At 62.5% G+C, this 26,404-nt stretch carries 28 protein-coding genes and 1 tRNA gene; 15 read left to right on the top strand and 14 right to left on the bottom strand.

Translation table 11 applies throughout. The annotated features are described in order from the left end of the window. The first annotated feature begins 65 nt into the window (after positions 1-65). The 6 genes from rnr to GNZ13_RS31885 all read left to right on the top strand — a co-directional run bounded on the left by rnr (position 66) and on the right by GNZ13_RS31885 (position 6,646). Complete coding sequence (gene rnr, locus GNZ13_RS31910) at positions 66-2,603, top strand: ribonuclease R (protein ID WP_172172005.1); 2,538 nt, start codon at positions 66-68, stop codon at positions 2,601-2,603. A gap of 183 nt (positions 2,604-2,786) precedes the next feature. Further along, positions 2,787-3,530, top strand: coding sequence for a 23S rRNA (guanosine(2251)-2'-O)-methyltransferase RlmB (gene rlmB / locus GNZ13_RS31905; RefSeq protein WP_063496380.1), 744 nt, complete (start codon positions 2,787-2,789; stop codon positions 3,528-3,530). A 71-nt stretch (positions 3,531-3,601) separates the two neighbouring features. Then, the gene (gene rpiA / locus GNZ13_RS31900; RefSeq protein ID WP_172172003.1) at positions 3,602-4,297 is read left to right on the top strand and encodes a ribose-5-phosphate isomerase RpiA; all 696 of its coding nucleotides are present in this window, start codon (positions 3,602-3,604) and stop codon (positions 4,295-4,297) included. Between the two features lie 365 nt (positions 4,298-4,662). Further along, positions 4,663-5,880, top strand: coding sequence for a glycosyltransferase family 4 protein (locus GNZ13_RS31895; protein WP_172172001.1), 1,218 nt, complete (start codon positions 4,663-4,665; stop codon positions 5,878-5,880). An 89-nt stretch (positions 5,881-5,969) separates the two neighbouring features. After that, positions 5,970-6,227 (top strand): type II toxin-antitoxin system HigB family toxin, encoded by a 258-nt coding sequence (locus GNZ13_RS53970; protein ID WP_328807329.1) that lies wholly within the window; start codon positions 5,970-5,972, stop codon positions 6,225-6,227. After that, a complete protein-coding gene (locus GNZ13_RS31885) occupies positions 6,224-6,646 on the top strand; it encodes a helix-turn-helix domain-containing protein (RefSeq protein ID WP_172171999.1) in 423 nt (140 codons plus the stop codon). The genes GNZ13_RS53970 and GNZ13_RS31885 overlap by 4 nt, the downstream gene beginning before the upstream one ends. Before the next feature lie 93 nt (positions 6,647-6,739). On the opposite strand, the gene GNZ13_RS31880 is transcribed toward GNZ13_RS31885, so the two are convergent. Genes GNZ13_RS31880 through GNZ13_RS31870 form a run of 3 tightly spaced genes read right to left on the bottom strand, consistent with a single transcriptional unit; the run spans position 6,740 to position 9,870 of the window. Beyond that, on the bottom strand, positions 6,740-7,693 hold the full coding sequence (locus tag GNZ13_RS31880) for a glycosyltransferase family 2 protein (protein ID WP_172171997.1): 954 nt from the start codon (positions 7,691-7,693) through the stop codon (positions 6,740-6,742). 2 nt (positions 7,694-7,695) lie between these two features. Beyond that, positions 7,696-9,090, bottom strand: a complete 1,395-nt coding sequence (locus GNZ13_RS31875) for an undecaprenyl-phosphate glucose phosphotransferase (RefSeq protein WP_172171995.1) — start codon at positions 9,088-9,090, stop codon at positions 7,696-7,698. Between the two features lie 45 nt (positions 9,091-9,135). Further along, positions 9,136-9,870: a Crp/Fnr family transcriptional regulator gene (locus tag GNZ13_RS31870; RefSeq protein WP_169500093.1), complete on the bottom strand. Its 735-nt coding sequence runs from the start codon at positions 9,868-9,870 to the stop codon at positions 9,136-9,138. A 1,010-nt stretch (positions 9,871-10,880) separates the two neighbouring features. On the opposite strand from GNZ13_RS31870, the gene GNZ13_RS31865 reads away from it, so the two are divergent. From GNZ13_RS31865 to lepB, 4 genes are all read left to right on the top strand, one after another. Beyond that, positions 10,881-11,414: a GNAT family N-acetyltransferase gene (locus GNZ13_RS31865; protein WP_172171993.1), complete on the top strand. Its 534-nt coding sequence runs from the start codon at positions 10,881-10,883 to the stop codon at positions 11,412-11,414. A gap of 442 nt (positions 11,415-11,856) precedes the next feature. Continuing rightward, entirely contained in the window at positions 11,857-12,576 is a 720-nt protein-coding gene (locus GNZ13_RS31860) for a FadR/GntR family transcriptional regulator (protein ID WP_172171991.1), read from the top strand. Positions 12,577-12,739: 163 nt separating this feature from the next. Further along, on the top strand, positions 12,740-13,726 hold the full coding sequence (locus GNZ13_RS31855; protein ID WP_172171989.1) for a Gfo/Idh/MocA family protein: 987 nt from the start codon (positions 12,740-12,742) through the stop codon (positions 13,724-13,726). Between the two features lie 117 nt (positions 13,727-13,843). Then, the gene (lepB, locus tag GNZ13_RS31850; RefSeq protein WP_172171987.1) at positions 13,844-14,542 is read left to right on the top strand and encodes a signal peptidase I; all 699 of its coding nucleotides are present in this window, start codon (positions 13,844-13,846) and stop codon (positions 14,540-14,542) included. A 22-nt stretch (positions 14,543-14,564) separates the two neighbouring features. On the opposite strand, the gene GNZ13_RS31845 is transcribed toward lepB, so the two are convergent. The 7 genes from GNZ13_RS31845 to GNZ13_RS31815 form a co-directional block, all read right to left on the bottom strand. After that, the gene (locus GNZ13_RS31845; RefSeq protein ID WP_172171985.1) at positions 14,565-15,224 is read right to left on the bottom strand and encodes an amino acid ABC transporter permease; all 660 of its coding nucleotides are present in this window, start codon (positions 15,222-15,224) and stop codon (positions 14,565-14,567) included. Positions 15,225-15,361: 137 nt separating this feature from the next. Continuing rightward, positions 15,362-16,156, bottom strand: a complete 795-nt coding sequence (locus GNZ13_RS31840) for a cystine ABC transporter substrate-binding protein (RefSeq protein WP_172171983.1) — start codon at positions 16,154-16,156, stop codon at positions 15,362-15,364. Between the two features lie 115 nt (positions 16,157-16,271). After that, a complete protein-coding gene (locus GNZ13_RS31835) occupies positions 16,272-17,333 on the bottom strand; it encodes a quinone-dependent dihydroorotate dehydrogenase (protein ID WP_172171981.1) in 1,062 nt (353 codons plus the stop codon). A gap of 53 nt (positions 17,334-17,386) precedes the next feature. Then, positions 17,387-18,208 (bottom strand): arginyltransferase, encoded by an 822-nt coding sequence (locus tag GNZ13_RS31830; RefSeq protein WP_172171979.1) that lies wholly within the window; start codon positions 18,206-18,208, stop codon positions 17,387-17,389. A 104-nt stretch (positions 18,209-18,312) separates the two neighbouring features. Then, positions 18,313-19,050: a leucyl/phenylalanyl-tRNA--protein transferase gene (gene aat / locus GNZ13_RS31825; protein WP_172171977.1), complete on the bottom strand. Its 738-nt coding sequence runs from the start codon at positions 19,048-19,050 to the stop codon at positions 18,313-18,315. 9 nt (positions 19,051-19,059) lie between these two features. Next, positions 19,060-19,605, bottom strand: coding sequence for an NUDIX hydrolase (locus GNZ13_RS31820; protein ID WP_115782789.1), 546 nt, complete (start codon positions 19,603-19,605; stop codon positions 19,060-19,062). 287 nt (positions 19,606-19,892) lie between these two features. Further along, positions 19,893-19,969, bottom strand: a tRNA-Met gene (locus GNZ13_RS31815). A 248-nt stretch (positions 19,970-20,217) separates the two neighbouring features. On the opposite strand from GNZ13_RS31815, the gene GNZ13_RS31810 reads away from it, so the two are divergent. Further along, a complete protein-coding gene (locus tag GNZ13_RS31810; protein WP_172171975.1) occupies positions 20,218-20,715 on the top strand; it encodes a heme-degrading domain-containing protein in 498 nt (165 codons plus the stop codon). Between the two features lie 10 nt (positions 20,716-20,725). After that, on the top strand, positions 20,726-21,058 hold the full coding sequence (locus GNZ13_RS31805; protein ID WP_407945678.1) for a DMT family transporter: 333 nt from the start codon (positions 20,726-20,728) through the stop codon (positions 21,056-21,058). A 3-nt stretch (positions 21,059-21,061) separates the two neighbouring features. Here the strand turns inward: GNZ13_RS31805 and GNZ13_RS31800 are convergent, their stop codons facing one another. Together GNZ13_RS31800 and GNZ13_RS31795 are read right to left on the bottom strand one after the other, a co-directional pair. Next, complete coding sequence (locus tag GNZ13_RS31800) at positions 21,062-21,445, bottom strand: hypothetical protein (RefSeq protein WP_172171971.1); 384 nt, start codon at positions 21,443-21,445, stop codon at positions 21,062-21,064. 67 nt (positions 21,446-21,512) lie between these two features. After that, the gene (locus GNZ13_RS31795) at positions 21,513-21,704 is read right to left on the bottom strand and encodes a hypothetical protein (protein ID WP_172171969.1); all 192 of its coding nucleotides are present in this window, start codon (positions 21,702-21,704) and stop codon (positions 21,513-21,515) included. A 266-nt stretch (positions 21,705-21,970) separates the two neighbouring features. Between GNZ13_RS31795 and GNZ13_RS31790 the strand changes: the two genes are divergently transcribed. Then, entirely contained in the window at positions 21,971-22,255 is a 285-nt protein-coding gene (locus tag GNZ13_RS31790) for a DUF1488 family protein (protein ID WP_172171967.1), read from the top strand. A 79-nt stretch (positions 22,256-22,334) separates the two neighbouring features. On the opposite strand, the gene GNZ13_RS31785 is transcribed toward GNZ13_RS31790, so the two are convergent. Continuing rightward, the gene (locus GNZ13_RS31785; protein WP_172171965.1) at positions 22,335-23,345 is read right to left on the bottom strand and encodes an NAD-dependent epimerase/dehydratase family protein; all 1,011 of its coding nucleotides are present in this window, start codon (positions 23,343-23,345) and stop codon (positions 22,335-22,337) included. Between the two features lie 150 nt (positions 23,346-23,495). Here GNZ13_RS31785 and GNZ13_RS31780 point away from each other — a divergent pair, with 150 nt between their 5' ends. Both GNZ13_RS31780 and GNZ13_RS31775 read left to right on the top strand, forming a co-directional pair. Then, positions 23,496-24,449 carry a TetR/AcrR family transcriptional regulator gene (locus tag GNZ13_RS31780; protein ID WP_172171963.1) on the top strand — a complete coding sequence of 318 codons (954 nt, stop codon included), beginning with the start codon at positions 23,496-23,498 and terminating at the stop codon, positions 24,447-24,449. Positions 24,450-24,495: 46 nt separating this feature from the next. Beyond that, the gene (locus GNZ13_RS31775) at positions 24,496-25,632 is read left to right on the top strand and encodes an enoyl-CoA hydratase/isomerase family protein (RefSeq protein WP_172171961.1); all 1,137 of its coding nucleotides are present in this window, start codon (positions 24,496-24,498) and stop codon (positions 25,630-25,632) included. A gap of 110 nt (positions 25,633-25,742) precedes the next feature. Here the strand turns inward: GNZ13_RS31775 and GNZ13_RS31770 are convergent, their stop codons facing one another. Continuing rightward, positions 25,743-26,168, bottom strand: coding sequence for a hypothetical protein (locus GNZ13_RS31770; protein ID WP_172171959.1), 426 nt, complete (start codon positions 26,166-26,168; stop codon positions 25,743-25,745). Positions 26,169-26,404 lie beyond the last annotated feature (236 nt).

The raw sequence follows: 26,404 nt of genomic DNA, 5'->3' as shown, positions 1-26,404 counted from the left end.
GGTAAACGCGGTACAATAAGACGCTGTCGAAACACTCGTAAATGCATGAGCAGAAACGAAAACCAATGAAATCAAGGCTTCTGGCCCGAACCGAGAAACCCATCATCGACAAGCCCTTGAGCAAATTCCCGTATCCGATCCCAAGCCGCGAAGAAATCCTGGGCGTCCTGCGCACGAGTGAAGCGCCGCTTGCCGCGAACGACATCGCCGAAGCCCTGTCGATCAAGCGCCAGGAGCGCGAAGGATTTTTCAAGCGCTTGGGTGCCATGGAGCGCGACGGCCAGATCCGGCTCGATCAGCGCAATCTCTATCAGCTGACCCATCCGTCGAACTTCGTCGCGGGTCGCGTGCAGGGCCATCGCGACGGCTACGGCTTTCTCATTCGCGACGACGGCCAGGACGATCTGTTCCTGCCCACCGGCGAAATGCAGAAGGTTATGCACAACGATCGCGTGCTTGCGCGCATCGTCGGCTATGACCGCCGCGGCAGGCCGGAAGGGCATATCGTCGAAGTCACGGATCGCGCCAACAAGCGTGTGATCGGCCGCCTGCTCAACGAGAACGGCGCGCTGATCGTCGCGCCTGAAGACAAGCGCATCGGTCACGACATCCTGATCACGCAGAACACCAAGAAGGCCAAGGTCGGCCAGGTGGTGGTGGTCGAGCTGACCGATTTCCCGAGCCGTCATTCGCAGCCGCTCGGCCGCGTGGTGGAAGTGCTCGGTGATATCGACGACCCCGGCATGGAAATCGAAATCGCGGTGCGCAAGTACGGCGTGCCGCACGAATTCGGCCTGGCCGCGCTCGACGAAGCCGCCAAGCTGCCCGACGAGGTGCGGCCGGTCGACGCGCGTCATCGCATCGATCTGCGCGACGTGCCGCTCGTCACGATCGACGGTGAAGATGCCCGCGACTTCGACGACGCGGTCTATTGCGAACCGGTTCAGGTCGGCCGCGGCGAAGGCTTCCGCCTGATCGTTGCGATCGCGGACGTCTCGCATTATGTGCATCCGAAGAGCGCGCTCGACGCCGACGCGCTCGAGCGCAGCACCTCGGTGTACTTCCCGCGCCGCGTGATTCCAATGCTGCCGGAAAAGCTCTCGAACGGACTGTGCTCGCTGAATCCGCACGTCGACCGTTGCGTGCTGGTGTGCGACATGATCGTCACCGCGCGTGGCGAAGTGAAGGCATATCAGTTCTATCCGGGTGTGATCAATTCCGCCGCGCGCCTCACCTACACTGAAGTCGCCGCGGTCCTCAAGAACACCAAGGGCCCGGAGGCCGCGCGTCGCGCCGCCTTGCTGCCGCAACTGCAGAATCTGTATGGCGTCTACAAGTCGCTGTTCGCCGCGCGCCAGAAGCGCGGCGCGATCGACTTCGATACGACCGAGACGTACATCGTCTGCAATGCGCAGGGCAAGATCGAGCAGATCATTCCGCGCACCCGCAACGACGCACACAAGCTGATCGAGGAATGCATGCTGGCCGCGAACGTCTGCGCGGCTGACTTCCTCAAGCGCAACAAGCACCCGGGTCTGTACCGGGTGCACGCCGGACCGACCGCTGAGAAGCTCGAGAATCTGCGCACCTTCCTGCGCGGCATGGGCCTCACGCTCGCCGGCGGCGACAAGCCGCATGCTAGTGATTACGCCGCGCTGATGGCGCAGATCCGCGAACGGCCGGACGCGCAGATGTTGCAGACCATGCTGCTGCGCTCAATGCAACAGGCCGTCTACAGTCCGGACAACATCGGCCACTTCGGTCTCGCATATGAGGCGTACGCGCACTTCACGAGCCCGATTCGCCGCTATCCCGACCTGCTCACGCACCGCGCGATCTACGCGGTTTTGCAAGGCCGCAAGTATCAGCCGGAGCCGCCGCAGGGCGTCGAGTTGAATACGGCGCTGTCGCCGCGCGCCCGCGCGATGCAGCAAGCCGACGACGAAAAGCGTGGCCGTCAGCGTGGGAACAACGTGGCGATCTGGGAAGAGCTCGGTCTGCATTGCTCGGCCAACGAACGCCGCGCGGACGAAGCATCGCGCGACGTCGAAGCCTGGCTCAAGTGCTACTTCATGCGCGACAAGCTGGGTGAAGAGTACGGCGGCATGGTGAACGGCGTGACGTCGTTCGGCATTTTCGTGCAGCTCGACTCGCTCTTTATTGAAGGCCTCGTGCATGTCACCGAACTGGGCTCGGACTACTTCCAGTACGACGAGATCAAGAACGAGTTGCGCGGCGAGCGCACCGGCATTCGCTACCGCCTGTCGGATCGCGTGCGGGTGCAGGTGAGCCGCGTCGATCTCGATGCGCGCAAGATCGACTTCCGCCTCGTGCGCGATACGCCGATCAAGCCGCCGGCGAGTCGTCCGGCTCTTGCCGACAAGGCATCCGGCGAAAGCGGCGGTGCACGCGTGCGTTCGTTGCCGCCAATGGACGGCGGGGTAGGCGGCGCGACGGCAGGCGCGGGTGGACGGCGCAAGAAGGCTGCGCCGGCGCAAACCGCGGCCGTCAAGGAAGCGCGCGCGGCACGCGGCGCGGCGAAGAAGCACGGCGGCGCTGCGGCCAAGCCGGCATCGAAACCGCAGGCCCGCAAGAAGCGCTGAAGTCGCATGACGGCTTGAACCGCGCGCATCGGGTACGTTGAGACGTACCGGTTGCGCGCGGTCTTCGTTTCATCGCAATCAAGTCAAGTATCGAAGCAGATACGCCAGCAACACAGTAAGCAGGCTCGTATTCATCACAGCAGCGCGCGTTTCAAGGCGCGCTCAATCAAAGGTTTTTCAGTCATGTCACGTCTCAAGGTTCTATACGGTTTCCACGCAGTGACCGCGCGTATGCGGCACGATGCGTCGACGGTCGAAGAGGTTTATTACGACGCGACGCGCAAAGACCGTCGCATGACCGAATTCCTGCATGCGGCGAAAGAAGCCGGCGTGCGTCTGATCGCCGCCGACGAAACGCGTCTGTGGGGTCTCTCGCATACCGAGCGGCACCAGGGCGTGGTGGCGCGTGCGGGCGATATGCCGCTCGCGCAGAATCTTGCCGAACTGCTCGACGGCATCAACGGTTCGCCCTTGATTCTGGTGCTGGACGGCGTGACCGATCCGCACAATCTCGGCGCCTGCCTGCGCGTGGCCGATGCGGCCGGCGCGCACGCGGTGATCGCGCCGCGTGACCGCGCGGTGGGGTTGAATGCGACGGCTGCGAAGGTGGCGAGCGGCGCAGCCGACACCGTGCCGTACATCACCGTCACGAATCTGGCGCGTGCGCTGCGTGAGTTGAAGGACGCGGGCGTGTGGGTTGTCGGTACCGCCGGCGAAGCCACCAAGAGCCTCTACGAGACCGAACTCGACGGTCCGGTCGCGCTGGTGATGGGCGCCGAAGGCGAGGGCATGCGCCGTCTCACGCGCGATACCTGCGACGTCGTCATGCAGATTCCGATGGCGGGTACGGTCGAAAGCCTGAACGTCTCAGTGGCGAGCGGCGTGTGCCTGTTCGAAGCGGTTCGGCAGCGCTCGGTGAAGAAGTAAATGAGGAAGTAAACGAAGCGCGCTCGCGACTCCGGTAAACTTGTCGTTTTCTACGCTCGCCTGCATTCCCCATGACCCAAGACGAACTCAAGCAACTGGTCGGCCAGGCCGCTGCCGACTATGTGAACGCCAACGTGCCGGAAGGCTCCGTGATCGGCGTCGGCACCGGCTCCACCGCGAACTGTTTCATCGACGCGCTGGCCGCCAGCAAGACCCGCTATCGCGGCGCGGTGTCGAGCTCGCTCGCCACCACCGCGCGTCTGCAATCGCACGGTTTCAAGGTGCTCGACCTGAACGAAATCGATTCGCTGCCGGTGTATGTGGACGGCGCCGATGAAATCGACCACAGCGGCGCGATGATCAAGGGCGGTGGCGGCGCGCTGACGCGCGAGAAGATCGTCGCCTCGGTGTCGGACGTGTTCGTCTGCATCGCCGACGCGAGCAAGCTGGTCGACACGCTCGGCAACTTCCCGCTGCCGATCGAAGTCGTGCCGATGGCGCGTACCGCGATCGGCCGCCGCGTGACGGCGCTCGGCGGCGTGCCGGTGGTGCGCGTGACCAAGGAAGGCGTGCCGTTCATTACCGACAACGGCAACGAGATCATCGACGTCAAGGGTTTGCGCATCAGCGACCCGCGCACGATGGAAACGCACATCAATGCGTGGCCGGGCGTGGTGACGGTGGGCCTGTTCGCAGGCCGCGGCGCGAATTTGTGCATGCTCGGCACGGATACAGGCGTCGAGACGATCGAATACAGCAAGAGCTGATTACCGCGCTTTTGCAGCCGGGTGCGAGCCTGCTTTAGCCGGCTCGCACGCCTGCATCGAACTAACGTCGACCTGCACTGACTTAGGTCGGCGGTCTCTCGCTCCAGCAGCAACCAGCCTCAACCTGCACTAACCTACGTTTCCAGTTTCTCGCCCCAACAGAGACCAGCCTCGACCCGCGCTAATCAACGTCAACCCGCATTAGCGCGCGGCTTGCCCGCGCCGTTTGCAAGAGGCGAATGGCGCGTCTTCATTATTCGCGGACTGTCACGCGTCGAATGTGCGCATACGCACGCACAGTAAATGATGCGGCACTTACACTCGTTGGTATGGCCATGCGGCGTTTATCGACAGGTGGAGAGATCATGAACGTGGCGATCGTGCACGACTGGCTCGTCGCACCCGGCTGCGCCGAGAAAGTGCTCGAACAGATCATCGAGTGTTTTCCCGATGCCGATCTCTTCAGTCTCGGCGATTTCCTCGAAGACCGCCGGCCGCTGGGTGGCAAACCCGTCACGACATCGTTCATTCAAAGCCTGCCGTTTGCGCGGCGCCACTATCGCGCGTATCTGCCGTTGATTCCGCTGGCCATCGGGCAATTCGATCTCTCAGGTTACGACCTCATCATCACGAGTTCCTACGCTGCTGCTAAGGGTGTACTGGCCGGCCCCAATCAGACGCACGTGAGCTACGTGCATGCGCCGATGCGCTACGCGTGGGATCTGCAGCACCAGTATTTGCGCGAAGCGAATCTGACGCGCGGGCCGAAGTCATGGGTCGTGCGTGCGTTACTTCATTATCTGCGCGGCTGGGATTCGCATTCGGCGAACAGCGTCGACGGTCTGATCGTGAATTCGCAATTCGTCGCGCGGTGCATGATGAAAACTTACCGGCGCGATGCGGCGGTGATTCCGCCTCCCGTCGACGTGCACCAGTTCGAACTGTCCACACACAAGGAAGACTTCTATCTGACCGCCTCGCGGATGGTGCCTTGCGAGCGAATCGATCTGATCGTCGAAACCTTCACGGCGACGCCGCACCGCAAGCTGATCGTGATCGGCGACGGGCCAGAGATGGCGGCGATTCGCGCCAAGGCCGGTCCGAATGTGACGATCCTCGGCGATCAGCCGTTCAAGGTTCTCAAGGATCATCTGCAACGCGCGCGCGCCTTCGTGTTCGCCGCCGAAGAAGACTTCGGCATCGTCGCGCTCGAAGCGCAGGCATGCGGCACGCCGGTCATCGCATTCGGCAAGGGCGGGGCGCTTGAAACGGTGGTGCCGGTCGGCGAGGCGCGTCCGACCGGTGTGTATTTCGCAAGCCAAACGGTCGTGTCGATGCTCGACGCAATTGACCGCTTCGAGCGGCAGAGTGGACAGATCACAGCGGCGGCATGCCGCGCGAATGCCGAACGTTTTTCGCCGGCGGTTTTCCGGCGTGCCTTCATGGCCGAAGTAACGCGCACGATCGCGGCGTCAGGCTGGCGGCTGCGGGTGGCTGCGGCAGAGCGGATCGAACACGATCTGGCGGCCGAGGACCTCGCATGGCCCGGCGAACGTGTGCAAGGAAGTAGTTGGGGGCGCTGAGGCGAACTCGCGTACAGCCGCGGCACAGGGTGACGTGAGTTCGAAAAAGAGTCGTGACGCGGGGCGATAAAGCGATGCCGTGAAGCGGGATGATTATCTCGTTATCCGCATATTTAGAACTTCGCGATATGCGAATAAAATGCTGTTTTCATACTGCAGTAAGCCGTAGCTGGCTGTTCGGTCTATGCCGTCCGGCTGACTATCGGTGTCGATCCGGCCTCGACGTGGGCGGCAACCGGTTCCGGATCATCGCGGCGATTCACTACAACAGGCAGTCGTTGTTCGTTCGTCACGTACTGACGCATGCGCAATACGACCTTTGGACGAGGAAGAATTTAAACTCATGAATGCCGATCGCCTTCCGGGAGCCTTTCCCGACATTGCTCAAACCTGGGCTGCGTTGCAAACCCAGTTGCCGATCACGCCCATTCGCAACGAGCAGGACTATCAGAAGATGGTGCGGCTCGCCAACGCGCTCGCCGATCACCTGAACGGTAGCGAGGAGGATCCGCTGGCTGATCTGTTCGCGATTGTTACCGACCTGATCGAAAGCTGGGAAGCGAGCAACGTGACGATCCCGAAAGCGGAACCGCGCGAAGTGCTGCGGCATCTGCTGGAGACGCACGGGCTCAAGCAAAAGGATCTGATCGGTATCGCATCGCCCACCGTGGTGAGCGATATTCTCGCGGGCCGGCGCGCCATCAGCAAAAAGGTGGCGAAGGCGCTGGCCGTGCGTTTTCATACCGACGTCAGCGCATTTCTGTAAGCGCGGCGCGGCGCCAGACTTGTGCTGGACGCTGCGGCTGCCATTTTGATCGTTATTTTGGTGGTCCCTCGCGTGAAGCCCCCTACTGATCGGTCAGCGCGCCGCCTCCTGCCATGCCCCGCGCATTGCGCGCAAACCAACTCGCCATTTACGAAGCGCGAGTGCCACGCCGCCGCGCTCGAATGCCAACGACAATGCGCGCAGGAACCCCGGGTCCGCACGATCGCCGATCAGCGTCGAGTAAACGACGAACGCCCATCGGCCGGGTGGGCTCAGGTATTCGCACATGATGAGTCGGAGATTGAATGACGCGTTATAGAAAGCGGCGTCGTTAAATGTGAAGTGCTGGTCTTCGTCGCAGCGTTGGGCCGGGAAGTGCTCCACCAGCAGCGACGGGTCGTAAATCAGGGCCCAGCCGCGCCTTTGCACCTCCAGACTGAAGGCCATCTCGCAGTGAACCTGCGCGCCAGTGCCGCGCAAGCGGGCGTCAAAGCGCAGTGTGCCGATCGCCTCGCGGCGAAACGCCATGTTGACGCCCTTGAGCACCTGGACTTCGCGTGGCGCGCCGTGGCCGATATGGTGATTGCCGATGATCCGGCCATACCAGCGCACGAGGCCCACCAGCGGCTTCTGCCCCTGCAGAATGCCATTGCGTTCATGCACGATGTCGCGTCCGCCCAGGCCGCCGAGTGCCGGATCGTTTTCGAACGCGCGGGCGATCCGCGCGATCCAGTCGGAATGCGGTGCCGCATCGTCGTCGGTAAAGCAGAGCACGCCGCCGCTGGCGCTGTCGATGCCGAGGTTGTAAGCCGCGACCACGCCCGGCTTGTCCACCAGCACGATCCAGCGGCGCGGGTCGGGCCGGTTCGCTTCGCGTGTGCGCAGCCAGTCGAGCGTCGCGTAGTCGTCGTGGCGTGCGATCACGATCACTTCGTCGGCGCGGCGCTCCTGCGCATCGAGTGCCGCGAGGCAGCGTGCGAGATCGGCGGTGCGCCGGTACGTCGGCACGATCACGGAGACTTTCACAGACGGTTCCCGCAGAGGCATGGTCAGAAGGCGTTGCGGCCGACGAAACCTCTGAAAATCGTGATGAACACGATCTTCATGTCGAACCAGAACGACCAGTTATGGATGTAGAAGAGGTCGAACTTGACGCGCGTCTCCATCTTTTCGACCTTGGTGGTGGCGCCGCGATAACCGTTTACCTGCGCCCAGCCGGTGATGCCCGGCTTGATCCGGTAGCGGTTCATATAGCCGTACACCTGATCCTTGTAGAGATCGTCGTGCTCGACCGCATGGGGCCGCGGACCAACCACCGACATCTGCCCGAGCAGCACGTTCAGAAATTGCGGCAGTTCGTCGAGACTGGTGCGGCGCATGAAGCCGCCGAGCTTCGTGATGCGCGCGTCGTTGCGTGCAGCCTGCGTGACCTGGCCGCGGGCTTCGTGGTGCACGGTCATCGAACGGAACTTGTAGATCGCGAATGGCTGGCCGTCCACGCCCTTGCGGGTCTGGCGGAAGAACACCGGCCCCGGCGAGCCCAGCTTGATGCCGATCGCGAGCACGATGAACAGGGGCGCGAGCGCCAGCAGGGCGGCCGCCGCGAACAGGCGGTCGAAGATCAGCTTGAGCCACATCTGCGGCGACGAGACGGGTGTCGCGCTCAGATTGAGCGTGGGTAAACCGACGACATCGACCAGCGCGTGGTTGAAAAGCGAGAGGCTGCGTACATCGGGAATGAAGCGCAGATTCACAAAGTCATGCCTGAAAATGCGCGTGAAGCGATAGATCGTATGTTCTTCGGAAAGCGGTAAAGCGAGCCACACTTCGTTCACATGCTCTTCGCGCACCTTGGCGGCGAACGCGTTCAGGTCGGTCAGCACCGGCAGGCGATTCAGACGCGCGCCGTACGCGCCGGCTGCTTCGATGCCGGTGTCGCCGGTGTCGAAAACGCAGACCGGCTTGAAGCCGGCTTGCGGCGCATGGTCGAGATGCGCGAGCAACGTACGCGAGAAGCCGGGCGCACCGACGATCGCGACCGTGCGGAAATTCATGCCGCGCCGGCGCACGCTGCGCAAGGCCACATGCACGAGGCACTTGGTGACGATGATCAGCGCGCCGGAGATCAGCGTCGAGTAACCGAACCACAGCCGCGAAACCGCATCCATGCGGTGCAAGGTGAACGCCAGCACAAGAGCGGTGGCGACGACAATCAGCCACGCTGCGGCAACTCTTAACAGCATGGAAGGCAGCGCCTTGCCGCGCCACGTTTCATAGACGCCGAAGCCGGGAAACAGCAGCAACACGAGCACGCAGTTAAAGGCGATCAGGAGGCGCTCGGTGTCCGACAACGCAATCGGCGTCGAAAAACGCATCCAGTGAGCGAGCAGCCCGCCCGCAATCACGAAGAGTGCGTCGAGACATCGCGCAGTATTCCCGAACATGACGATCTACCTTCTAGTCGCACGATGCAGCCTTCGGATGGCTGCTTACTCGACGGTTTCAGCCTGGTGCAGGCGCGGCAGCAGACGGTCGAATTCGCGTTTCACGAGGCCGTAACATTCGCAGGCGCGCGCTTCGAGACCCTTGCGATCGAGTACCTTGATATGGCCGCGGCTGTGATGAATCAGGCCTTCGTCATGCAACTTGCCGGCCGCTTCGGTAATGCCTTCGCGGCGCACGCCCAGCATGTCGGCGATCAGTTGCTGGGTGACCGTCAGATCGTTCGATGCCACGCGGTCCACCTCGATCAGCAGCCAGCGGCACAGTTGCTTGTTCAACGCGTGGTGGCGATTGCAGGCCGCGGTTTGCGCGACTTGCGTGAGGAGGGCGTGCATGTACAGCAGCATGAGGCGGCGCAGGAAGTCGGAGCGTGCGAATTGCTGCTTGAGCGCCTGTGCGCTCATTCGGTAGGCGAAGCCGGCGCATTGCACCTGCACGCGGTTCGGCATGGTTTCGCCGCCCGTGAGCACCGGCACGCCGGTCATGCCTTCACGGCCGACCGCGGCGATTTCGACCGAACTGCCGTCTTCCATGGTCGAGAGCATCGAGATGATCGCCGTGGTCGGGAAGTAGACGTGATGGATGCGTTGACCCGAATCGCACAGCAGTTGTTCGGTGCGCAGATGGACCAGTTCGAGATGCGGGGCAAGTGCTTGCCATTCGTGGGACGGCAATGCGCCAAGCAAATGGTTGCCGTGCAGATCTGATTGAAGTGTCAACATGATCGGTCCTTGCTGAAGCCGTGCGTCGCGTGGCTTCGTGTTTTTGATCCGATGCCCGCATCCTTGAATCGACGACGTGCTGCCTGGCAGGCAGCGAAGGGATGAACAGGTACGGCCCCGTATTGGCCTTATGCGCCACCGTCGTTCTTGTCGATCTCGTTACGGCGACGCGGCGTTGCGCTTTCTCTTTAGCGAGGAGCGTGCCAACCATGGAGAAAACGAGTGCTGGTGTGGCGCAGCGAACAGAGCCTTAGCGGTGTGCGAAACCAAACGTGGCTTTTTGTTTCAATTCTGTACAACGTCTGCTTAACGCGCGACCCCTTCGAAGGGGTTTTTTATTCGCGCCAAGTCATTGATCGGATTGGGTTAGCGGTTGATGAGCATCGCTTTGCAGCGGGTGTCTCAGAGATGAAATAGCCTTCGCGCGTGCGTTGTCAGGGGCCGTCCGGAGTGTGCCGGAATTGATTCAGATGTGTTCCATACGCTGCATACGGTACCGTACGAAGTGTCCTTTTTGAGGACCGGGAAGTCGCAATTAAACCAACAGTGATTCCGCAGACCAGACAGGTGGGCTCGTGCAGCGCGGGCTTTTGGCGCATTGCGATGGGATGGCTAGTTTAGGGACGACATTCAACCATAGAAGGTGGCGGATACCGCATTGATCGCGCGGACTTCGCCAGCGTGTGCCTCGTATGTTGCGTCAGCTTTAAACTCCGCATTGGATGCACGGGCAACGAGTTTCTCTACGGGGATTCCAGTTGCACGTGCAACGGTTGAGCACGTTCGTTCAGCAGACGAATATCGAGGCCGTTGAGGCATTCGTCGGTCATGATTTCACGACGCCCCGTTTAAGAATTGCCAAAACCCAGCGTCGGTGCGATGCCGCACTGAAACACGCGTTTCGCGGACGTACCGTGTAGCCATGACAACCGGCCGCCGTGTCGAGCCAGGCCGTCGAGGGCGGCGTGCGATGCCGTCCTCGCTGAACTTATTTTCCGCTGGGGAACGTCATGAACTGGAAAACGCTGGAATTCGGGCAGCTTTCGGCACGTGAGTTGTATCTGATCCTGCGGGCGCGCAGCGCGGTCTTCGTGGTCGAGCAATCGCACGTCTGTCTTGATGCCGATGGCCGCGATGAGAACGCGCTGCACGTCTTCGCGGTCGAGGATATGGCCCGCCCCATGCCGATCCTGGCCTACGCGCGCCTGCAACCCGGCGACGCTGAAGATCCGGAAATCACTGTCGACAAGGTGCTGACGAGCCCGCTGCGGCGCGGCGACGGCACCGCCGAACTGTTGCTCGAACGGGTACTGCAGGCGATCGCCGAGCGTTGGCCGGGGCACGCCGCGCGCGTGAGCGCGCCGCTCGGTTTGCGCGACTTCTACGAGCAATTCGGCTTTCGCAAGACGGAGGGGCCGTACCTCGAACATGGCGTGCCGTTCATCGGCCTGACGCGCCAGGTGCGCGGCAGCCAGCCGCTCTTCGGAACGCGGCGCCGCGAGCGCGATGGCGCGGCCTCCGTCAACACGTTCGAACTCCTGTGATGGTGCGAATGCTGATCGCGCCTTCCATGCACGTTGGACGCCTGGTTTCCCTTCAATTCGCCCGTGTTTTTCACATTCAGTTGCCAACGAAGCTCGACGCGTGACGCGCCGCATCGTTGCGCCGGTCTTTTCGCGCCTGTCCGCAGCCAACGAGGGGTGAGGATCAGACAATTCGATTCACTACGTGCGTCTTCGCACTATGCAAATTTTGGAACGCAGGCACGCTTGGGACGCAAGCTTATGGCCCGTCAAAACATGCGGCGTTACACGGAAGAAACAATTCTTCAGAGGGATAACCCTCTCAGGACGTTTCCCAACTGGCGCAACCGTTTCGAAGCTAGCAACGTATCGTAAAAGAACAAAACACATCGATAAAACGACACACTAGGGCTGCTTGATCAACAGGCTACGCGGGGACAAACACCGCTTCGGGGAGAGGGTCATGGAACAGGCAAACAAGGATCGATCGCTGGTCAGCAAAGTCATGGACGGACTTGTGACCGGCATTGTCGAAGAGAAGTACGGCGCCATCCTGCCACCGCAGGATGTGCTGTCGAAGGAATTCGACGTCAGCCGCACCGTCATGCGCGAGGCGCTGTCGATGCTGCTCGCGCGCGACATGCTGGACGTGCGGCCCAAGATCGGCACGCGCATCCGGCCGATGAGCGATTGGCGCATGATCGACGAGGACGTCGTGAACTGGCGTTTTCGCGCGAAGCCCGATCCGCTGTTTCTGCGCGACGTGATCGAGTTTCGCATCCTGATCGAACCGCGCGCCTCGGCGCAGGCGGCCGCGCGGGGCAGCGCCGCCGACATCGCCGCGATTCGCGAGGCCTTCGAAGCGTTCCGCGTGATCCGGCCGGGCGAGCCCGGCTATCAGGCCGCCGATGAACTCTTCCACGCTCGCATCGTGGTGGCGAGCGGCAATCAGTTCTTCAAACAGATGGCGGCGATCATTCGCGGCGCGCTGTCGACCGTCAACCCGATCGTCAGTCAGAAAGAAGGTATGTGGGAGAAGGCGGTGAGCACGCATCAACGCGTGGTCGAAGCAATCGAACGGCGCGATCCGAAGGAAGCGGAAATCGCCTCGCTGGCGATGATCGACTACGTCACGGAAGAGATCGGCAGCAAGTTCGCTCCGGAACCGCCGGTGCGCGGCTGAGCGCGGCCGAGCGTGGCCGCTGCGGCGGCGGCTCAGCTTGCCTTCCTGTAGAGACCTGGCATAACGAACGGCGCGGCGGCATGCCCGCGCACACGCGCGCGGCTTGCGTCACAATAGCGCCTGTTCTGAACTGCACGGACTCGAAGGGACGATGACAATCGCAATGCAAGAAGCCCCCTCGGGCGGCATGATTCGCTGGGGGATCGTCGGGACGGGCCGCATTGCCCGTCGCTTTGCTCAAGGACTCACCCATGTGCCGCATGCGCAACTCACCGCGCTGTGGTCACGTCGCGCCGAACCGGCCTTGGCCTTCGCCGAAGAATTCGGCGGCGAGGCGTGCGCGAGTTTCGACGCGCTGCTCGCGAGCGGTATCGACGCGCTTTATATCGCCACGGTCCAGGACAGTCACGCCGACTACGCAGTCGCCGCGCTGCAAGCCGGTCTGCACGTGCTGTGCGAAAAACCCGCCACCGTCAACAAGCCGCAACTCGAGCGCGTGCTCGAGGTCGCGCGCGCCGAGCAACGGCTTTTCATGGAAGCCATGAAGCCGCCGTTTTATCCGCTCTACAGAAAGTTGCGCGCGCATCTGGATGCCGAGCCGATCGGCGAGGTGGGTCTCGTACGCGCCGGCTGTTCGGTGTCGGGCGTGCCGGACGATCATCCGTCGATGTCGTTCGAGCATGCGGGCGGCGCGCTACTCGATATCGGCGTCTACGAGATGTTTCTCGCGGTCGACTGGCTTGGTGCGCCGCGTGAGGTGCAGACGCTCGGGCGGCTCGGCCGGACCGGCGTCGATACGTTTGCGAGCCTGAACAGTCAGCATGAGCGCGGTATCGCCCAGCTATTTTGCGGACTCGACCTGCACGGCAAGGGCGACGCGTTGCTGATGGCCAAAGGCGGGCATGTCACGATTCATGAGCCCTGGTGGAATCCGGCGCGCGCGACGATCCGCTACGCCGACGGCCATGTGGTCGAACTCGATGAACCGTTCGAAGGCGGCGGTCTGAACTACGAGACCGCGCATTTTTGCGAGCTGATTCGAGCGGGGCAGATTGAGAGTCCGCTGATGCCGCATAGCAAGTCGCTGCAGATGATCGAAATGGCCGATGCCGCGCGCGCCGCGTTGGGGCTTAAGTTCGCGGGAGAGTGAGGGCCCGTTGCCGCGTTGCTTCCAGCGGCGGTGGTACGATTTGCACGGGCGCGCGGACTCGAAAAAAGAGCCCGCCTGCTCACAGCTTTCGATCACCTTCCACTGGAGCCGCCTGCGATGCGCATGCTTGGAAAACTGTGGCACGACAACAAGAGCCTCGTCGCCTTTCTATTTCTGATGGTGCTGTTCCGCAGCGCCGTGGCCGACTGGAACGTCGTGCCGACCGGTTCGATGTTGCCGACCATTCGCGAAGGCGACCGGATTTTCGTCGACAAGATGGCCTACGATCTGCGCGTGCCGCTCACCCACATCACGATCGCGCATCTGCACGATCCGCAGCGCGGCGATATCGTCACGATCGATTCGTCGGCCGCACATGAGTTGATCGTCAAGCGTCTGATCGGCTTGCCCGGCGACCGTGTCGCCATGCGCGACAACGTGCTGTACGTGAACGGCGTGCGCGCGGATTATCGGCCGCTGCACCTGAAGCCGCTGCCGGGCGATGCCGCATCTCCAGGCGACTATCTGACCGAACGTTTCGACGGCGTTACGCACACGGTGCGGCTTGCGCCTGAGGCGCCGAGTCCGCGTAATTCGTTCGGGCCGGTGATCGTGCCGCAAGGCAAGTATCTGATGCTTGGCGACAATCGCGATGACAGCGCCGATTCGCGTTACTTCGGCTTCTTTCCGCGCAAGGAACTGATGGGCCGCACGCGTCACGTCGCGTTTTCGCTTGACCCGGATCACTACTACAAACCGCGCTTCGAGCGCTTTGGCGCGCCGCTGGATGCGGCGTCGCTCGCCGCCAGCCGGTAAGTTGGCGGCGAAGTATGGAGGCTCAGTGGCGCGTCGGTAGCGCCAGGCGCTTTTCGTACCAGTGCTGCACCCATTCGAGCACCTGGCACAGCACCCAGTAGACTGCGGCTGCCGCAAGGTACAGCGGCAGCGGCTGATAGGTCGACGCAATGATCTCCTGCGCGCTGCGCAGCAATTCGGTCACGGTAATCACCGACACCAGCGACGTATCCTTGATCAGGCTGATCAAACTGTTCGACAGACTCGGCACGGCGATGCGCAAGGCCTGCGGCGCGATCACGTAGCGCAGCGTCTGGCGTCGCGAGAGCCCCAGGCTATAGGCGGCCAGCCACTGGCCGCTGGGAATGCCGAGAATCGCGCCGCGCATGCTCTCCGACAGATACGCCGCCACGTTCGCCGATAACGCGATCACGCCCGCGGGTGTCGGGTCGAGCGAAATGCCGAGAGTCGGCAAGCCGTAATAGATCACGAAGATCTGCACCAGTAGCGGCGTGCCGCGGAACAGGCTGACATACACGCGCGCGATCCAGTTCAGCACGCGGCTGTGGCTGATGCCCATCACCGCGAGCACGGCGCCGGCAACGAGGCCGAAGATCATCGACAGAACCGCGAACTTGACCGTCAGGACGGCGCCCTGTGCGAGCACAGGAAGCGATTGGACGAGCAGGGAAGTGGTGGACATGAGCGGTGGGTAGGGTTGGCGCGCAAAGCGCACATCATAAACTTTGGCGGGCGATAAGCGCCTCTGCGATAAACGCCTCTGCAAAAGCGAAGGGCGGCATCATCGACGATGCCGCCCTTCGTTTCATCCAGCGCGCGTTACTTGATCGGCTTGCTGACGTCGATACCGAACCATTTGTCCGAGATCTTCGAGAACGTGCCGTCCGCTTCGAGCTGGGTCATCGCCTCGTCGATCGCCTTGGCGAACTTCGGATTGCCCTTCCTGAACGGAATGCCCGACGGGTTGCCTGCGCCGACCGTCGCGCCCGTGCGCAGCGGCAGTTGCGAGTTCTTCATCAGATACGCGAGCATCAGGCGGTCGTTCAGCGCCGCGTCCAGACGGCCGGCGGCCAGATCGCGCAGGTATTCAGGCGCGCCCGGATACGTCTTCACGTCGATGCCCGGCACCGACTTCGCCATGTCCATGTAGTTCGTGCCCAGACCGACGCCGAGTTTTTTGCCCTTCAGATCGTCGAGCGATTTGAACTGACGCGTGTCGTCCTTACGCTGGATCAGTTGCGCGGCCGAGTACGTGTACGCCGGCGAGAAGTCGAGCGCCTGCTTGCGTGCGTCGGTGATGCCAACCTGGTTGACGATCACGTCGAACTTGTTCGCCTGCAGACCGGCGATGATGCCGCTCCACTCGGTCGTGACGAACTCCGGCTTCACGCCGAGCTTCGCGGCGACGGCCTTGGCGATGTCGACGTCATAGCCGACCAGTTCGCCCGACGGCGCTTTCGAATTGAACGGCGGGAAGGTGCCTTCCAGACCGATGCGCAGCGTGCCGCGTTGCTTGACCTGGTCGAGCAGGTCGTCCGCGTGGGCGGTGACAGCAGTGAACGACGCGCCGATCAGGCCGGCGACGAGCATCTTTTTCAGCAAGCCAAATTTCATCGTGTTCCTTTTTTGTTCGTCTGGCGTTTTAACAGACGAAAGCATAACAAAGCAGACTATCGAAACCTAAATACCGTTTGAATATGTCTATATTACGGATGCGGATTGGGGCGGCTTAGCGCAGCGCCTGCGCGCATTCGGCCACCAGCGCCGGTCCGCGGTAGATGAAACCGGTGTAGAGCTGCACCAGCGAAGCGCCCGCAGCCAGCTTCGCGCGCGCGTCCTCGCCCGAGAAAATCCCGCCCACGCCGATGATCGGCACCGTCTCGCCGACTTCGGTGCGCAGCTTGCGGATCACTTCGTTCGACGCGTCGAACACCGGCTTGCCCGACAGGCCGCCGGCTTCGTCGCCGTATTGCATGCCGGTGACGGCGGTGCGCGACAGCGTGGTGTTGGTGGCGATCACGCCTTCGAACTTATGGCGCAACAGCGTATCGGCGATCGATTTGATCTGTTCGTCGTCGAGGTCCGGCGCGATTTTCAGCGCGAGCGGCACCAGTTTGCCGTGCATGTCGGCCAGACGTTGCTGCTTGTCCTTCAAGGCGGCGAGCAGCGCGTCGAGTTCGCCCGCGCCTTGCAACTGGCGCAGATTCTTCGTGTTCGGCGACGAGATGTTGACCGTCACGTAGCTCGCGAACGGGTACACGCGTTCGAGGCAGTACAGATAGTCTTCGGCGGCGCGCTCGATCGGCGTGTCAGCGTTCTTGCCGATGTTCAGCCCGAGAATGCCGCGATAGCGCGCAGCCTGCACGTTCTTGACAAACTGGTCGACGCCCGCGTTGTTGAAGCCCATCCGGTTGATCACGGCATTCGCCTGCGGCAGGCGGAACATGCGCGGGCGCGGATTACCCGGCTGCGCGCGCGGCGTGACCGTGCCCACTTCAATGAAGCCGAAGCCGAGCGCCGCCAGACCGTCGATGCACGCGCCGTCCTTGTCGAGACCCGCGGCGAGCCCGACCGGGTTGCGGAACGTCAGCCCCATCACGGTGCGCGGCGCATTTGGCACGCGTGGCGCGAGCACGCCTGCAAGACCGGTGCGGCCGGCGGCGCCGAGGATACGCAAGGTCAGGTGGTGAGCGTCTTCCGCGTCCATGCGAAAGAGTTGGGCGCGTACGAGCGGGTAGAGGGAACTGAACACGGGACGAGGCCGGGCGGCCGGAAAATGGGAACCCGCCATTTTACCGGCTTTGAGGCGTTAATGAGACTAACTGGAAGGGGCGTGGAGAATCGTTACGGCCGCAGCGGCCCGCGCCGGCCCTGAATCGCCAGATCGACCGGCGGCAGATCGACGGTAGCGGGATCGAGCACTTTCCAGGCACCGTCGATCAAGCCTTCGAGTGGCCGGAAATTCGCCTTGTACGCCATCTTCGGGCTCTCGCGAATCCAGTAGCCGAGGTACACGTAGGGCAGCTTGAGGCTCTTCGCCTGCTCGATCTGCCAGTAGATGTTGTAGGTGCCGAAGCTGGTATGCGGCAGACCCGGTTCGAAGAACGTATAGACCGACGAGAGCCCGTCACCGAGGATGTCGATCATGCTGATCATGCGCAGAATGCCCGGCGCTTCCGGATGATCCGGCAGCGGCTCGCGAAACTCGACCAGCCGCGAGTTGATCCGGCTCTGCAGCAGGAACTGTTCGTATTGGTCGCGGCTGTCGCGGTCCATGCCGCCCCCGGCATGCCGTGCCGACTGATAGCGCATGTAGAGCGCGTAGTGCTCTTCGTCGTAATGCAGTGGGGCGACCGTTGCGACCAGCTCGCCGTGCTTCTTCCAGACCCGGCGTTGCGTGCGGTTCGCCACGAAATGATCGACCGGCACGCGCACCGGCACGCAGGCGCGGCAGCCATCGCAATACGGGCGGTAGGTGAACACACCCGAGCGGCGGAAGCCGGCTTTGACGAGGTCGGTATAGACGTCGGAGTTGATCAGATGGCTGGGGGTGGCGACTTGCGAACGCGCGATGCGGCCATCCAGATAGCTGCAGGGATAGGGCGCCGTTGCATAAAATTGCAGCGCGGAAAGCGGGGAAAGAGGCAGCTCGTTGGGATGAGTCACGTTGGCAGCTCTCGAAGCGTCTCTGGTATTGCAAACCCGGCGTGCCTTACGGCTCGTGACCCGCGGCTCGGTGGGCGACGGATCCGGATTCGGCCTGATTCTTCCTACGCCGCCGGCGCGACGACATCGCGCAATACGGTCTTGTCGAAGTGCCAAGGAATCGGTGGTGCATCGACAGACGCGCGAACATGCGCAATGAATGCTTTGCGCGCTATCTCGCGGCCGCCTAGCGACGCCAGATGCGACGTGTTCTGCTGGCAGTCTATCATTTCTATTTCGTGACGGCGCAAGTGTCCGACAAGCGCGGCCAGCGCCATTTTCGATGCATCGGTGACCTCTGCGAACATCGATTCGCCGAAGAACATCCGGCCGAACGACACCCCGTACAACCCGCCTACGCGCTGGCCGTCGAACCAGGTCTCGATGCTGTGTGCATCGCCCACCCGGTGCAGCGACGAATACGCCTCGACCACGTCGGCGGTGATCCACGTGCCGCGCTGGCCGCGCCGGGGCGCCTGCGCACAGGCACGCATCACGGCGGCGAAATCATGGTCGACGCGGATTTCCCACGCGTCCTCGCGCAGCACACGCTTGAGCGTCTTGCGCAGCGACGGCGACACTTTGAACTCGGTGGGGCGCAGGATCATGCGCGGATCGGGACTCCACCACAGGACCGGCTGGCCGTCCGAGTACCACGGGAAGATGCCGCGCCGATAGGCGTCGATCAGCCGCGAGGGCAGCAGGTCGCCGCTGGCGGCGAGCAGGCCGGGTGCGCCGCTTGTCGCGCCGAGCGCGCGCTCGACTGGGGGAAACGGATCGTCAGGTCCGAGCCAGGGAACCATGCGCGCCGCTCAACCTTCGCGCAGTGAGCGGAAGATATCGCCCGTGTGCAGGCCGAAGCTGCCGGCGGCACGGTCGGCGAAAAAGAAACGCAAGGTTTGGCCGACGGTCGGGAAGGCGATCTCGTCCCACGGAATGTCGTGTTCCTCGAAGAGTTTCACTTCGAGGCTTTCCTCTCCGGCGGCGATGTCGAGGTCGAGCAGGCGCGCCATATAGAACAGATGCACCTGATGCACGTGCGGTACGTTCAGCAGCGAGAACAGGTTCTGCACCTCGACGCGCGCGCCGGCTTCTTCTAGCGTTTCGCGCGAAGCCGCTTCGGCGGTGGTTTCACCCATTTCCATGAAGCCCGCCGGCAGCGTCCAGTAGCCGTAGCGCGGTTCGATCGCGCGACGGCACAGCAGCACTTTGTCGTCCCAGACCGGGACGGTGCCGACCACGTTGCGCGGATTCTGATAATGCACCGTGCCGCAACTGCCGCATACGAAGCGCTCGCGGTTGTCACCCGGCGGGATGCTCAGGCTGACGCCGTGACCGCAGACAGAACAGAATTTCATAGGAAGGGGACGAGAAAGTGTGATGGGAGTTTATCACTGGGGCGAGCTTTGCCGGGAGCGGACCATGGCGGTGTGCGCCAGTCAGCGCGGGGTGAGACTTCACTGATCGGGCCCCCGCTGGCGCGCGTGCCTCGCGCTTGTCCGTCACGCCCGTTGAGGAAGAATGCGAATCTATTCGGAGTCCAGATCGATGAGGGCGAGGCAGAAAACAAAAAAGGCCTGCCGGTTGGGCAAGCCTTTGATGTTGTTTCGACGTTTCGAACCGCTTTAGCTACTTTAGAGCTACTTGGTTGCGGGGGTAGGATTTGAACCTACGACCTTCGGGTTATGAGCCCGACGAGCTGCCAGACTGCTCCACCCCGCGTCCGTCGAAGAAAGGATTATAGAACAAAGCCACAGCCAACGCAATAGCTATTTAAGAACCGGCTTCAATACACGCCGCATGCGATGCGGCCCCCGAAGCGACGCAGTCTCCGAAGTCGCGGCGCGCAGTGCCGGTGTCGCATACCGGAAGGCCCGCGTAAGGCACTGCGCTAGAATCCAGATTCTCTTCGCGAGCCGGACTGCATGCGCAACGGCCTGCGCTTCACTTCTTACCTTGCTCTGAACTCCATGGATATCGCTCACGATCTACAGGTGATTGCCGCTCAGGAACACGCGCTGGTATTCCCGCAATTCGATGCCGACCGCGCATGGCAGGTCGGTGCCTATCTGCACGAGGTTGCCAAGGCACGCGGCATTGCCGCCGCCATCGACGTGCGCACGTTTGGTCAGCCGCTGTTCTTCAGCCTGCTCGACGGAGCGACGCCAGACAACGTCGACTGGGCGCGCCGCAAGGGCAACACGGTCGCGCATTTTCGGCGCAGTTCGTACGCGATCGGTTTGAAGATGCAGCAGGCGGGTAGCACGCTCGCCGACAAGCACGGCTTGTCGGTCACTGAGTATGCGTCCCACGGCGGCGCGTTCCCATTGACGGTAGTGGGCGCTGGTGTGATCGGCTCGATCACGGTATCCGGTTTGCCGCAGCGTGCGGATCACGAACTGGTGGTGGAAGCGCTGTGTGCTCACCTCGGCCACGACTACAGCAAGCTTGCGCTTGCAAAGGCCTAAGGCCATGCGGATGCCTCCTTTTGCGTTGCTCGCCATTGCGATCGTTGCCGAAGTCATCGCGACCTCCGCAATGCGGGCGTCGGAAGGTTTTTCGCGGCTGTTGCCCGCAACGGTGGTGGTGATCGGCTACGGCATCGCGTTCTATTGCCTGTCTCTCACGCTCAAGACTATTCCGGTGGGCATCGTCTACGCGGTGTGGTCTGGCGCCGGCATCGTGCTGATTACGCTGGTCGCGGTCGTGCTGTACCGGCAAGTGCCGGACGTGCCGGCCATCATTGGGCTTGGACTGATCATTGCCGGCGTCGCCGTGTTGAACATGTTCTCGAAGATGCAGGCGCACTGAGCGTTACTTGCAGCGCACGATCATCGAACGGTTTTTCACGTTGGCCGAGACGACGTTCGTGATGCTGCCGCCCGCGGCCCCGCCTTCGTCGTTGTCTTTCGACACGATGTCGTAGCCGGTTGCGCCACATGCCTTGCCCGCCTGCACGTAGCAGGAGGCCCAACTAGAAGCGGCGTCTGCGCCGCTGCAGTTCACCGCAAAGCCGGTCTGACCGTTCGGCAGATTGATCAGCGAGGCGGTGTTCGACGAAGCGCAACCGCTCAGAGCCGCGCCGAGCAGCACGGCGGCGGGCAGGGTGACAGTCAGGGACGCCCTGCGGACTAGAGCAAGCGCGGCGCTGCTAGGTCGGAAGCGGCCGGAGCGGCGCAGTTGCGTCATGAAATGCATCGTGATGTTTCCTTTCAAATAGGTATCGAGACTCGCCACGCACACCGGAAGTGTGCCCTAGGGGGGGCTAAGGCGTTTCGATCGTGATGCCCGCCGCGCTTACCAGTTGGCGGCTTTCGGTGCCGCTTTCAGTTGCCGCGTCTTCCCAGATGCTAATGGCTTTCGGAATGTCGATGCCGTGGCTTTCGGCGTAATCAAACCACTTGATTGCCGCATCCGGCTCAGGCAATTCGTGATTCTGCAGAAAATATTTTCCCATATTGCGCTCGGTGAACTCGAAATGGCGTTACTGCATCGGCACGGATCGTGCCGATGAACGACTTCGACAGGGGCCGGCGGCACAAGTGCAATTCGGCGTATCGATGCGCATGAAGAACTTATCTGCTCGGGGCGCGCGGCATCGAGTAGGAGGGCGAAGGACGCTGGACCGCGGTCCAACCGCGCGGGTACCATAACGGGCATGTCCGGAGGCGGTCGGTTCTCACCGGTGTCGCTATCCTGCCGGATACTTCTGATGAGGCGACCATGGAAATTCGGTTTCCCGCGGATGCGCCTGCTTACCGCGACTCCAATCTGACGGTTGTGTTTCCCGCGCTCGTGGACGGCGAATCGGTGCCGTGCGCGATCTCGGTCGAGGCGCTCGAGGATCACTTCGGCGCGTACTCAGAAGACCTCGAAGGATGGATGCGCGCGTTCGACGCCGGGCGTCCGCGCATCGAGGCGATCGCGCGCGAGCATTTGCAGATCAGCAATGGCACGCCCGTGCTGCTCAAGAGCGGCCATTTCCCACCAGGCAACATGACGGGCTGAGGCGGCTCATTCGCCGATACATGGATAGCGTGGTCTAAACAGCCTCGCTTGCGAAAGCCATTCGCCGTCAGATTCGCAGTCAGGCTGTTTTCGCGGCGTTCCGGTGCGTGTCCGCACTCGCCGATGCCGCCTCGCGCGCTGCATCGAAAGCATGCCGAATACCTTCCTCGTATGAGGTTTTTACGATCGGGCCGATCAGCTTCGCCAATGCGGCGTCGTCAAGCACAACCGGCTCGGTCATCAGGTAATTCATCTCCACCAGTTCCCGCATCAGCGGATTGAAGAGGCCAAGCATGCGCAGCATGGTCTTGCCGGCCACCATCAGCTTCGGCTCGCGGCCCGCTAGCGCATAGGCCTGTCTCGCCACTTCGCGCTGTGTGATCGTGCCCGCGCCGGCCAGGTGCCACCACCGGCCGTATGCGTCGGGTGTGCGCGTGAGTTTCTCGACCACCGGTCCGATATCCGGCAGGTAGATGAATTCGTGCGGCACATCCACCGGCCCGATCACTTGCGCGCGCTTGCCGCGCGCCGCGCCCTCGAACACGCCATTCAGCAGACTGCGTTCGATGCCGGGCCCGTAGAAATCCGGCAGACGCAGCACCAAGGTCGACAAGCGGGTCGATCCGCTTGCACGTCCATTCGCCGCCAGCACCAGATTTTCCTGCGCGAGCCGCATCTTGCCTTTGAACGTATGGGGCTCACGCGGATGATTTTCGCTAATCGGATTGCCGCGCGCGCGGCCGTACGGATACACGGTGCCAATCAGAATGAAGCGCTCGACACCCGCCGCCGTCACGCCGGCGAGCGTTTTTTCCATGAGCGGTGGATGCGTGGCGAACTGATCGTAGGGCACGCCCACAAGATAGATCACGGTCTGCAAACTGGCTGCCGCAGCGCTGATCGAAGCCGGATCGTCTGGATTCCACGTGACGATTTCCGCATGCGGGTCGCGGCCGAAGGCCGCCTCGAGCGGCGCGCGCGAGCGGCCGACCACCCGGTAATCCCGGCCCGCGGCGCTTAGCGCCGCCGCGATGATTTGACCTGCCGCGCCCGCGGCACCGAATAAACCCACTTTTCCTGTGGCTTGCATGACGACTCCTGAAGGTGGCGCCGTATCGCGCCTGGAAAATGTTGGCCGATCGGCGTGTTGGCTGACCGATGAAAATTTACTGAACACCGTTCAGTAAACAGTGTTCAGTTTAATTTGACTTTTCAGTTTGTCAACCCGAAAATGTTCGCCATGGGAATTGTCGAACGAAAAAGCCGTCAGAAACAGGCACTGCGCGAGCGCATCCTCGATGCAGCGCGGCGCATCGTGATGCGCGACGGCTTTGCCGCGCTGTCAATGCGCAAGATTGCCGAGGCCATCGAGTATTCGCCCGCCACGCTGTACCTTCACTTCGCGAGCCGCGACGAGATCGCACAGGCGTTGTGCGCGGAAGGCTATGCGCAATTGCTGGAGACGTTCGTGCCGCTTGTGCAGATTGCCGATCCGGCTGAACGCTTGAAGGCGCTCGGGCGTGCTTATGTGGCATTCGGTGTCGCGCATCCGGAAACCTACCGGCTGATCTTCATGGAAGATCCGAGCTACACGGGCGCGGCGCTGAGCGGCGTGGCGGCTGCATCGGGGAAGGCTACGCCGGTGGCTGCGGTCGCGGATGCGGGTGCGGCGCATGAAGCGATGGAGATCGCGGCGGCAGGAACACCGGCCGTGGGTTCTGTCGCGTCCGGAAAAGCGAGCCTCGCGCCGGCGAAACCGGACGACGACCCCGGCGACGCCGCGTTGCACATCATGCTTTCCGCGCTCGAAGAGTTGAAAGCGGCGGGGCGCTTGTCCGCATCGATGGACGTGGCCGTGTGGGCGGAGGCGTTCTGGGCGACACTGCACGGCATCGTCGCGCTCAACCTCACATGTCCCGTGTTTCCGACCGCGCCGCTGGATACGGTGGTGGGTGTCGCACTCGATGCCTGGCTGGGTACGCAAGACGCCGGGCAGTCGCCAGGCGTCACGAGCGCTTCCCGCTCGCGGAAAAAAAAGTCTGCTGAAGCGCCGGTTGAATCGTACGTCGAGCCGGGCGGCGAACCGGCCGCTCAGTCATCTCAGCCATCCGCGCCGTCGGGCAAAAAGTCCACCAAGCCGCCAGGGCCATCGGCCGTCAAACCCGCCACCAAGCGCAAAGCCGCGAGTGCGTGATAACGTTCAGTTCCGATTCATTTCGCGCCATCGCGCTTAGCTCTCCATGTCCATTTCCGCCTCGCCCGCCGTCAGCGACGAAGTCGCGACTTACGTAGCCAACCGCATTGGTTTCATCGAACTGGAAAGGCCGAAGGCGCTCAACGCGCTGTCGACCGGCATGATTCGCGCGATGCACGCGGCGCTCGATCAGTGGCGCGAAGATCCCGACGTGCTCGCCGTGGTGGTGCGCAGCCAGCATCCGCGAGCGTTCTGCGCAGGCGGCGATATCCGCTTTCTGTACGAGTCGGCGCAGCGCGGCGAGCACGAGGGGCGCGATACGTTTTTCACCGAGGAATACCGGCTCAATCACGCGATCTTCACCTACCCGAAGCCGTATATCGCGTTGACGAACGGTGTCGTGATGGGTGGCGGCATGGGGATTTCGCAGGGCGCGCATCGTACCGGTGGCCTGCGTGTGGTGACGAACTCGACGAAGATGGCGATGCCCGAGACTCGCATCGGACTCTTTCCCGATGTCGGTGCGAGCTGGTTTCTGGCGCGCACGCCCGGTGCGCTTGGCCGTTATCTGGCGGTCACCGGGGAAACGATCGGCGCGGCCGACGCGCTCTACGCGGGCCTCGCCGACGCCTATATCGACGATGCGGCATTGCCCGCGCTAGTCGACACGTTGCGCACCGAGCTGTTCGAACGTGGCGCAGACGTGGTGGCGTGCGTCGGGCGCGAGACAGCCGCGCATCAGGTCGCGCCGGAACCCGATGCTTCGCTGCTCGCAAGCACACGTGCGTTGATCGACCGGCATTTCGCGTTGCCCGACATGACGCAGATTCTCGCTTCGTTGGAGCAGGAACGGGAGCGTGGCGGCGACGCCGCCGATTGGGCCGAGCAGACGATTGCCGTGTTGCGCGAACGTTCGCCGTTGTCGATGGCCGTGTCGCTGGAAGTGGTGACGCGCGCCGAGGGTTCGATGGCCGATGTATTGCGCTGCGATCTCGATCTGACGCGCACGAGCTTTGCGCAGGGCGACACCATCGAAGGAATTCGCGCGCGTATCATCGACAAGGACAATGCGCCGCGCTGGCGTTTTGCGCGCATTGAAGACGTGAGCGCCGCCGATGTGGCGAAGATGTTCGAAAGCCCGTGGCCGCCGAACGAACACCCGTTGCGCGATCTGCGTGCTTGAGCATCTGCGTGCTTGACCAAGACCTGGCAACTTCGATAGCAGCAGTAGAAGCTATGCCGGTTGCCGGACCGCCGGACCGGCATAGCCTCGCGAGCAAGGCCTAAAGACGCTCAGTCCTCGTCTTCGCTCGCCATGAATGCGCGCATGAACACCAGCGCGCCCCAGCCCCACATCGCGTTCGACGCGAAACCTACCGCGAGGCGCGGCAGCATGTTGCCGCTCGGCCAGATGCCGCGCAACGGATCGACCACGAACACGCTCGCCGCCGTCAACGCAATGCCGCCGAATACAAAGGCGGGCACCCACGGCGCGCGCCGCTCGGGCGCCACGCGCAACAGCCACGCCATCAGCACCGCCCAGAACGCGCTCCAGATTGCGTTCGCAATGAACTCGGGCAGCCCGAGCGGCAAAAACGGGGCGGTCGAAAAACCGGTTGGGTCGATCAGACCAGCTGCGTGCAGCAACGCCAGGGTCGATTCATGAAAGAACAGGGAAGCCAGAAAGCCGGCGACGAACGGCAGGATGAGTTTTTGCATGCATTGCACCGCGAGAGCTCAGGCGGCGTGGTTCGCGCGGCCTGCACCGGATTATTGGAAACGTGGCGCCATTATATAGAGGGGCAACCCGCTTCCAGCGTCGGTAAGGTGCAACACCCGCGCAACACCCATATGCTTTAGCGTCGGGCTAATCACGAAAGTGGAAAACCTAAGCTAAAAAAAATCGTTCAAAAGCCGGGTCCCGATCCATAGACTGTTTCTCCATGCAGACGGTG

It is taken from the genome of Paraburkholderia elongata (genome assembly GCF_013177735.1).
Lineage (GTDB): Bacteria > Pseudomonadota > Gammaproteobacteria > Burkholderiales > Burkholderiaceae > Paraburkholderia > Paraburkholderia elongata.
The sequence above is the reverse complement of the archived record's forward strand: the minus strand, read 5'-3'. Positions and strand labels throughout refer to the sequence as shown.

Bases quoted from the DNA above. Each gene is read 5' to 3' on its own strand.
- GNZ13_RS31795 (WP_172171969.1), bottom strand. From the start codon at position 21,704: ATGGGAAAATATTTTCTGCAGAATCACGAATTGCCTGAGCCGGATGCG.
- GNZ13_RS31865 (WP_172171993.1), top strand. From the start codon at position 10,881: ATGAACTGGAAAACGCTGGAATTCGGGCAGCTTTCGGCACGTGAGTTG.
- GNZ13_RS31820 (WP_115782789.1), bottom strand. From the start codon at position 19,605: ATGAAATTCTGTTCTGTCTGCGGTCACGGCGTCAGCCTGAGCATCCCG.
- GNZ13_RS31895 (WP_172172001.1), top strand. From the start codon at position 4,663: ATGAACGTGGCGATCGTGCACGACTGGCTCGTCGCACCCGGCTGCGCC.
- GNZ13_RS31805 (WP_407945678.1), top strand. From the start codon at position 20,726: ATGCCTCCTTTTGCGTTGCTCGCCATTGCGATCGTTGCCGAAGTCATC.
- GNZ13_RS31770 (WP_172171959.1), bottom strand. From the start codon at position 26,168: ATGCAAAAACTCATCCTGCCGTTCGTCGCCGGCTTTCTGGCTTCCCTG.
- lepB (WP_172171987.1), top strand. From the start codon at position 13,844: ATGCGCATGCTTGGAAAACTGTGGCACGACAACAAGAGCCTCGTCGCC.
- GNZ13_RS31810 (WP_172171975.1), top strand. From the start codon at position 20,218: ATGGATATCGCTCACGATCTACAGGTGATTGCCGCTCAGGAACACGCG.
- GNZ13_RS31875 (WP_172171995.1), bottom strand. From the start codon at position 9,090: ATGTTCGGGAATACTGCGCGATGTCTCGACGCACTCTTCGTGATTGCG.
- GNZ13_RS31800 (WP_172171971.1), bottom strand. From the start codon at position 21,445: ATGCATTTCATGACGCAACTGCGCCGCTCCGGCCGCTTCCGACCTAGC.
- GNZ13_RS31785 (WP_172171965.1), bottom strand. From the start codon at position 23,345: ATGCAAGCCACAGGAAAAGTGGGTTTATTCGGTGCCGCGGGCGCGGCA.
- GNZ13_RS31775 (WP_172171961.1), top strand. From the start codon at position 24,496: ATGTCCATTTCCGCCTCGCCCGCCGTCAGCGACGAAGTCGCGACTTAC.
- GNZ13_RS31870 (WP_169500093.1), bottom strand. From the start codon at position 9,870: ATGTTGACACTTCAATCAGATCTGCACGGCAACCATTTGCTTGGCGCA.
- rlmB (WP_063496380.1), top strand. From the start codon at position 2,787: ATGTCACGTCTCAAGGTTCTATACGGTTTCCACGCAGTGACCGCGCGT.
- aat (WP_172171977.1), bottom strand. From the start codon at position 19,050: ATGGTTCCCTGGCTCGGACCTGACGATCCGTTTCCCCCAGTCGAGCGC.
- GNZ13_RS53970 (WP_328807329.1), top strand. From the start codon at position 5,970: ATGATTATCTCGTTATCCGCATATTTAGAACTTCGCGATATGCGAATA.
- rnr (WP_172172005.1), top strand. From the start codon at position 66: ATGAAATCAAGGCTTCTGGCCCGAACCGAGAAACCCATCATCGACAAG.
- rpiA (WP_172172003.1), top strand. From the start codon at position 3,602: ATGACCCAAGACGAACTCAAGCAACTGGTCGGCCAGGCCGCTGCCGAC.
- GNZ13_RS31845 (WP_172171985.1), bottom strand. From the start codon at position 15,224: ATGTCCACCACTTCCCTGCTCGTCCAATCGCTTCCTGTGCTCGCACAG.
- GNZ13_RS31855 (WP_172171989.1), top strand. From the start codon at position 12,740: ATGCAAGAAGCCCCCTCGGGCGGCATGATTCGCTGGGGGATCGTCGGG.
- GNZ13_RS31880 (WP_172171997.1), bottom strand. From the start codon at position 7,693: ATGCCTCTGCGGGAACCGTCTGTGAAAGTCTCCGTGATCGTGCCGACG.
- GNZ13_RS31780 (WP_172171963.1), top strand. From the start codon at position 23,496: ATGGGAATTGTCGAACGAAAAAGCCGTCAGAAACAGGCACTGCGCGAG.
- GNZ13_RS31840 (WP_172171983.1), bottom strand. From the start codon at position 16,156: ATGAAATTTGGCTTGCTGAAAAAGATGCTCGTCGCCGGCCTGATCGGC.
- GNZ13_RS31835 (WP_172171981.1), bottom strand. From the start codon at position 17,333: ATGGCGGGTTCCCATTTTCCGGCCGCCCGGCCTCGTCCCGTGTTCAGT.
- GNZ13_RS31860 (WP_172171991.1), top strand. From the start codon at position 11,857: ATGGAACAGGCAAACAAGGATCGATCGCTGGTCAGCAAAGTCATGGAC.
- GNZ13_RS31790 (WP_172171967.1), top strand. From the start codon at position 21,971: ATGGAAATTCGGTTTCCCGCGGATGCGCCTGCTTACCGCGACTCCAAT.
- GNZ13_RS31885 (WP_172171999.1), top strand. From the start codon at position 6,224: ATGAATGCCGATCGCCTTCCGGGAGCCTTTCCCGACATTGCTCAAACC.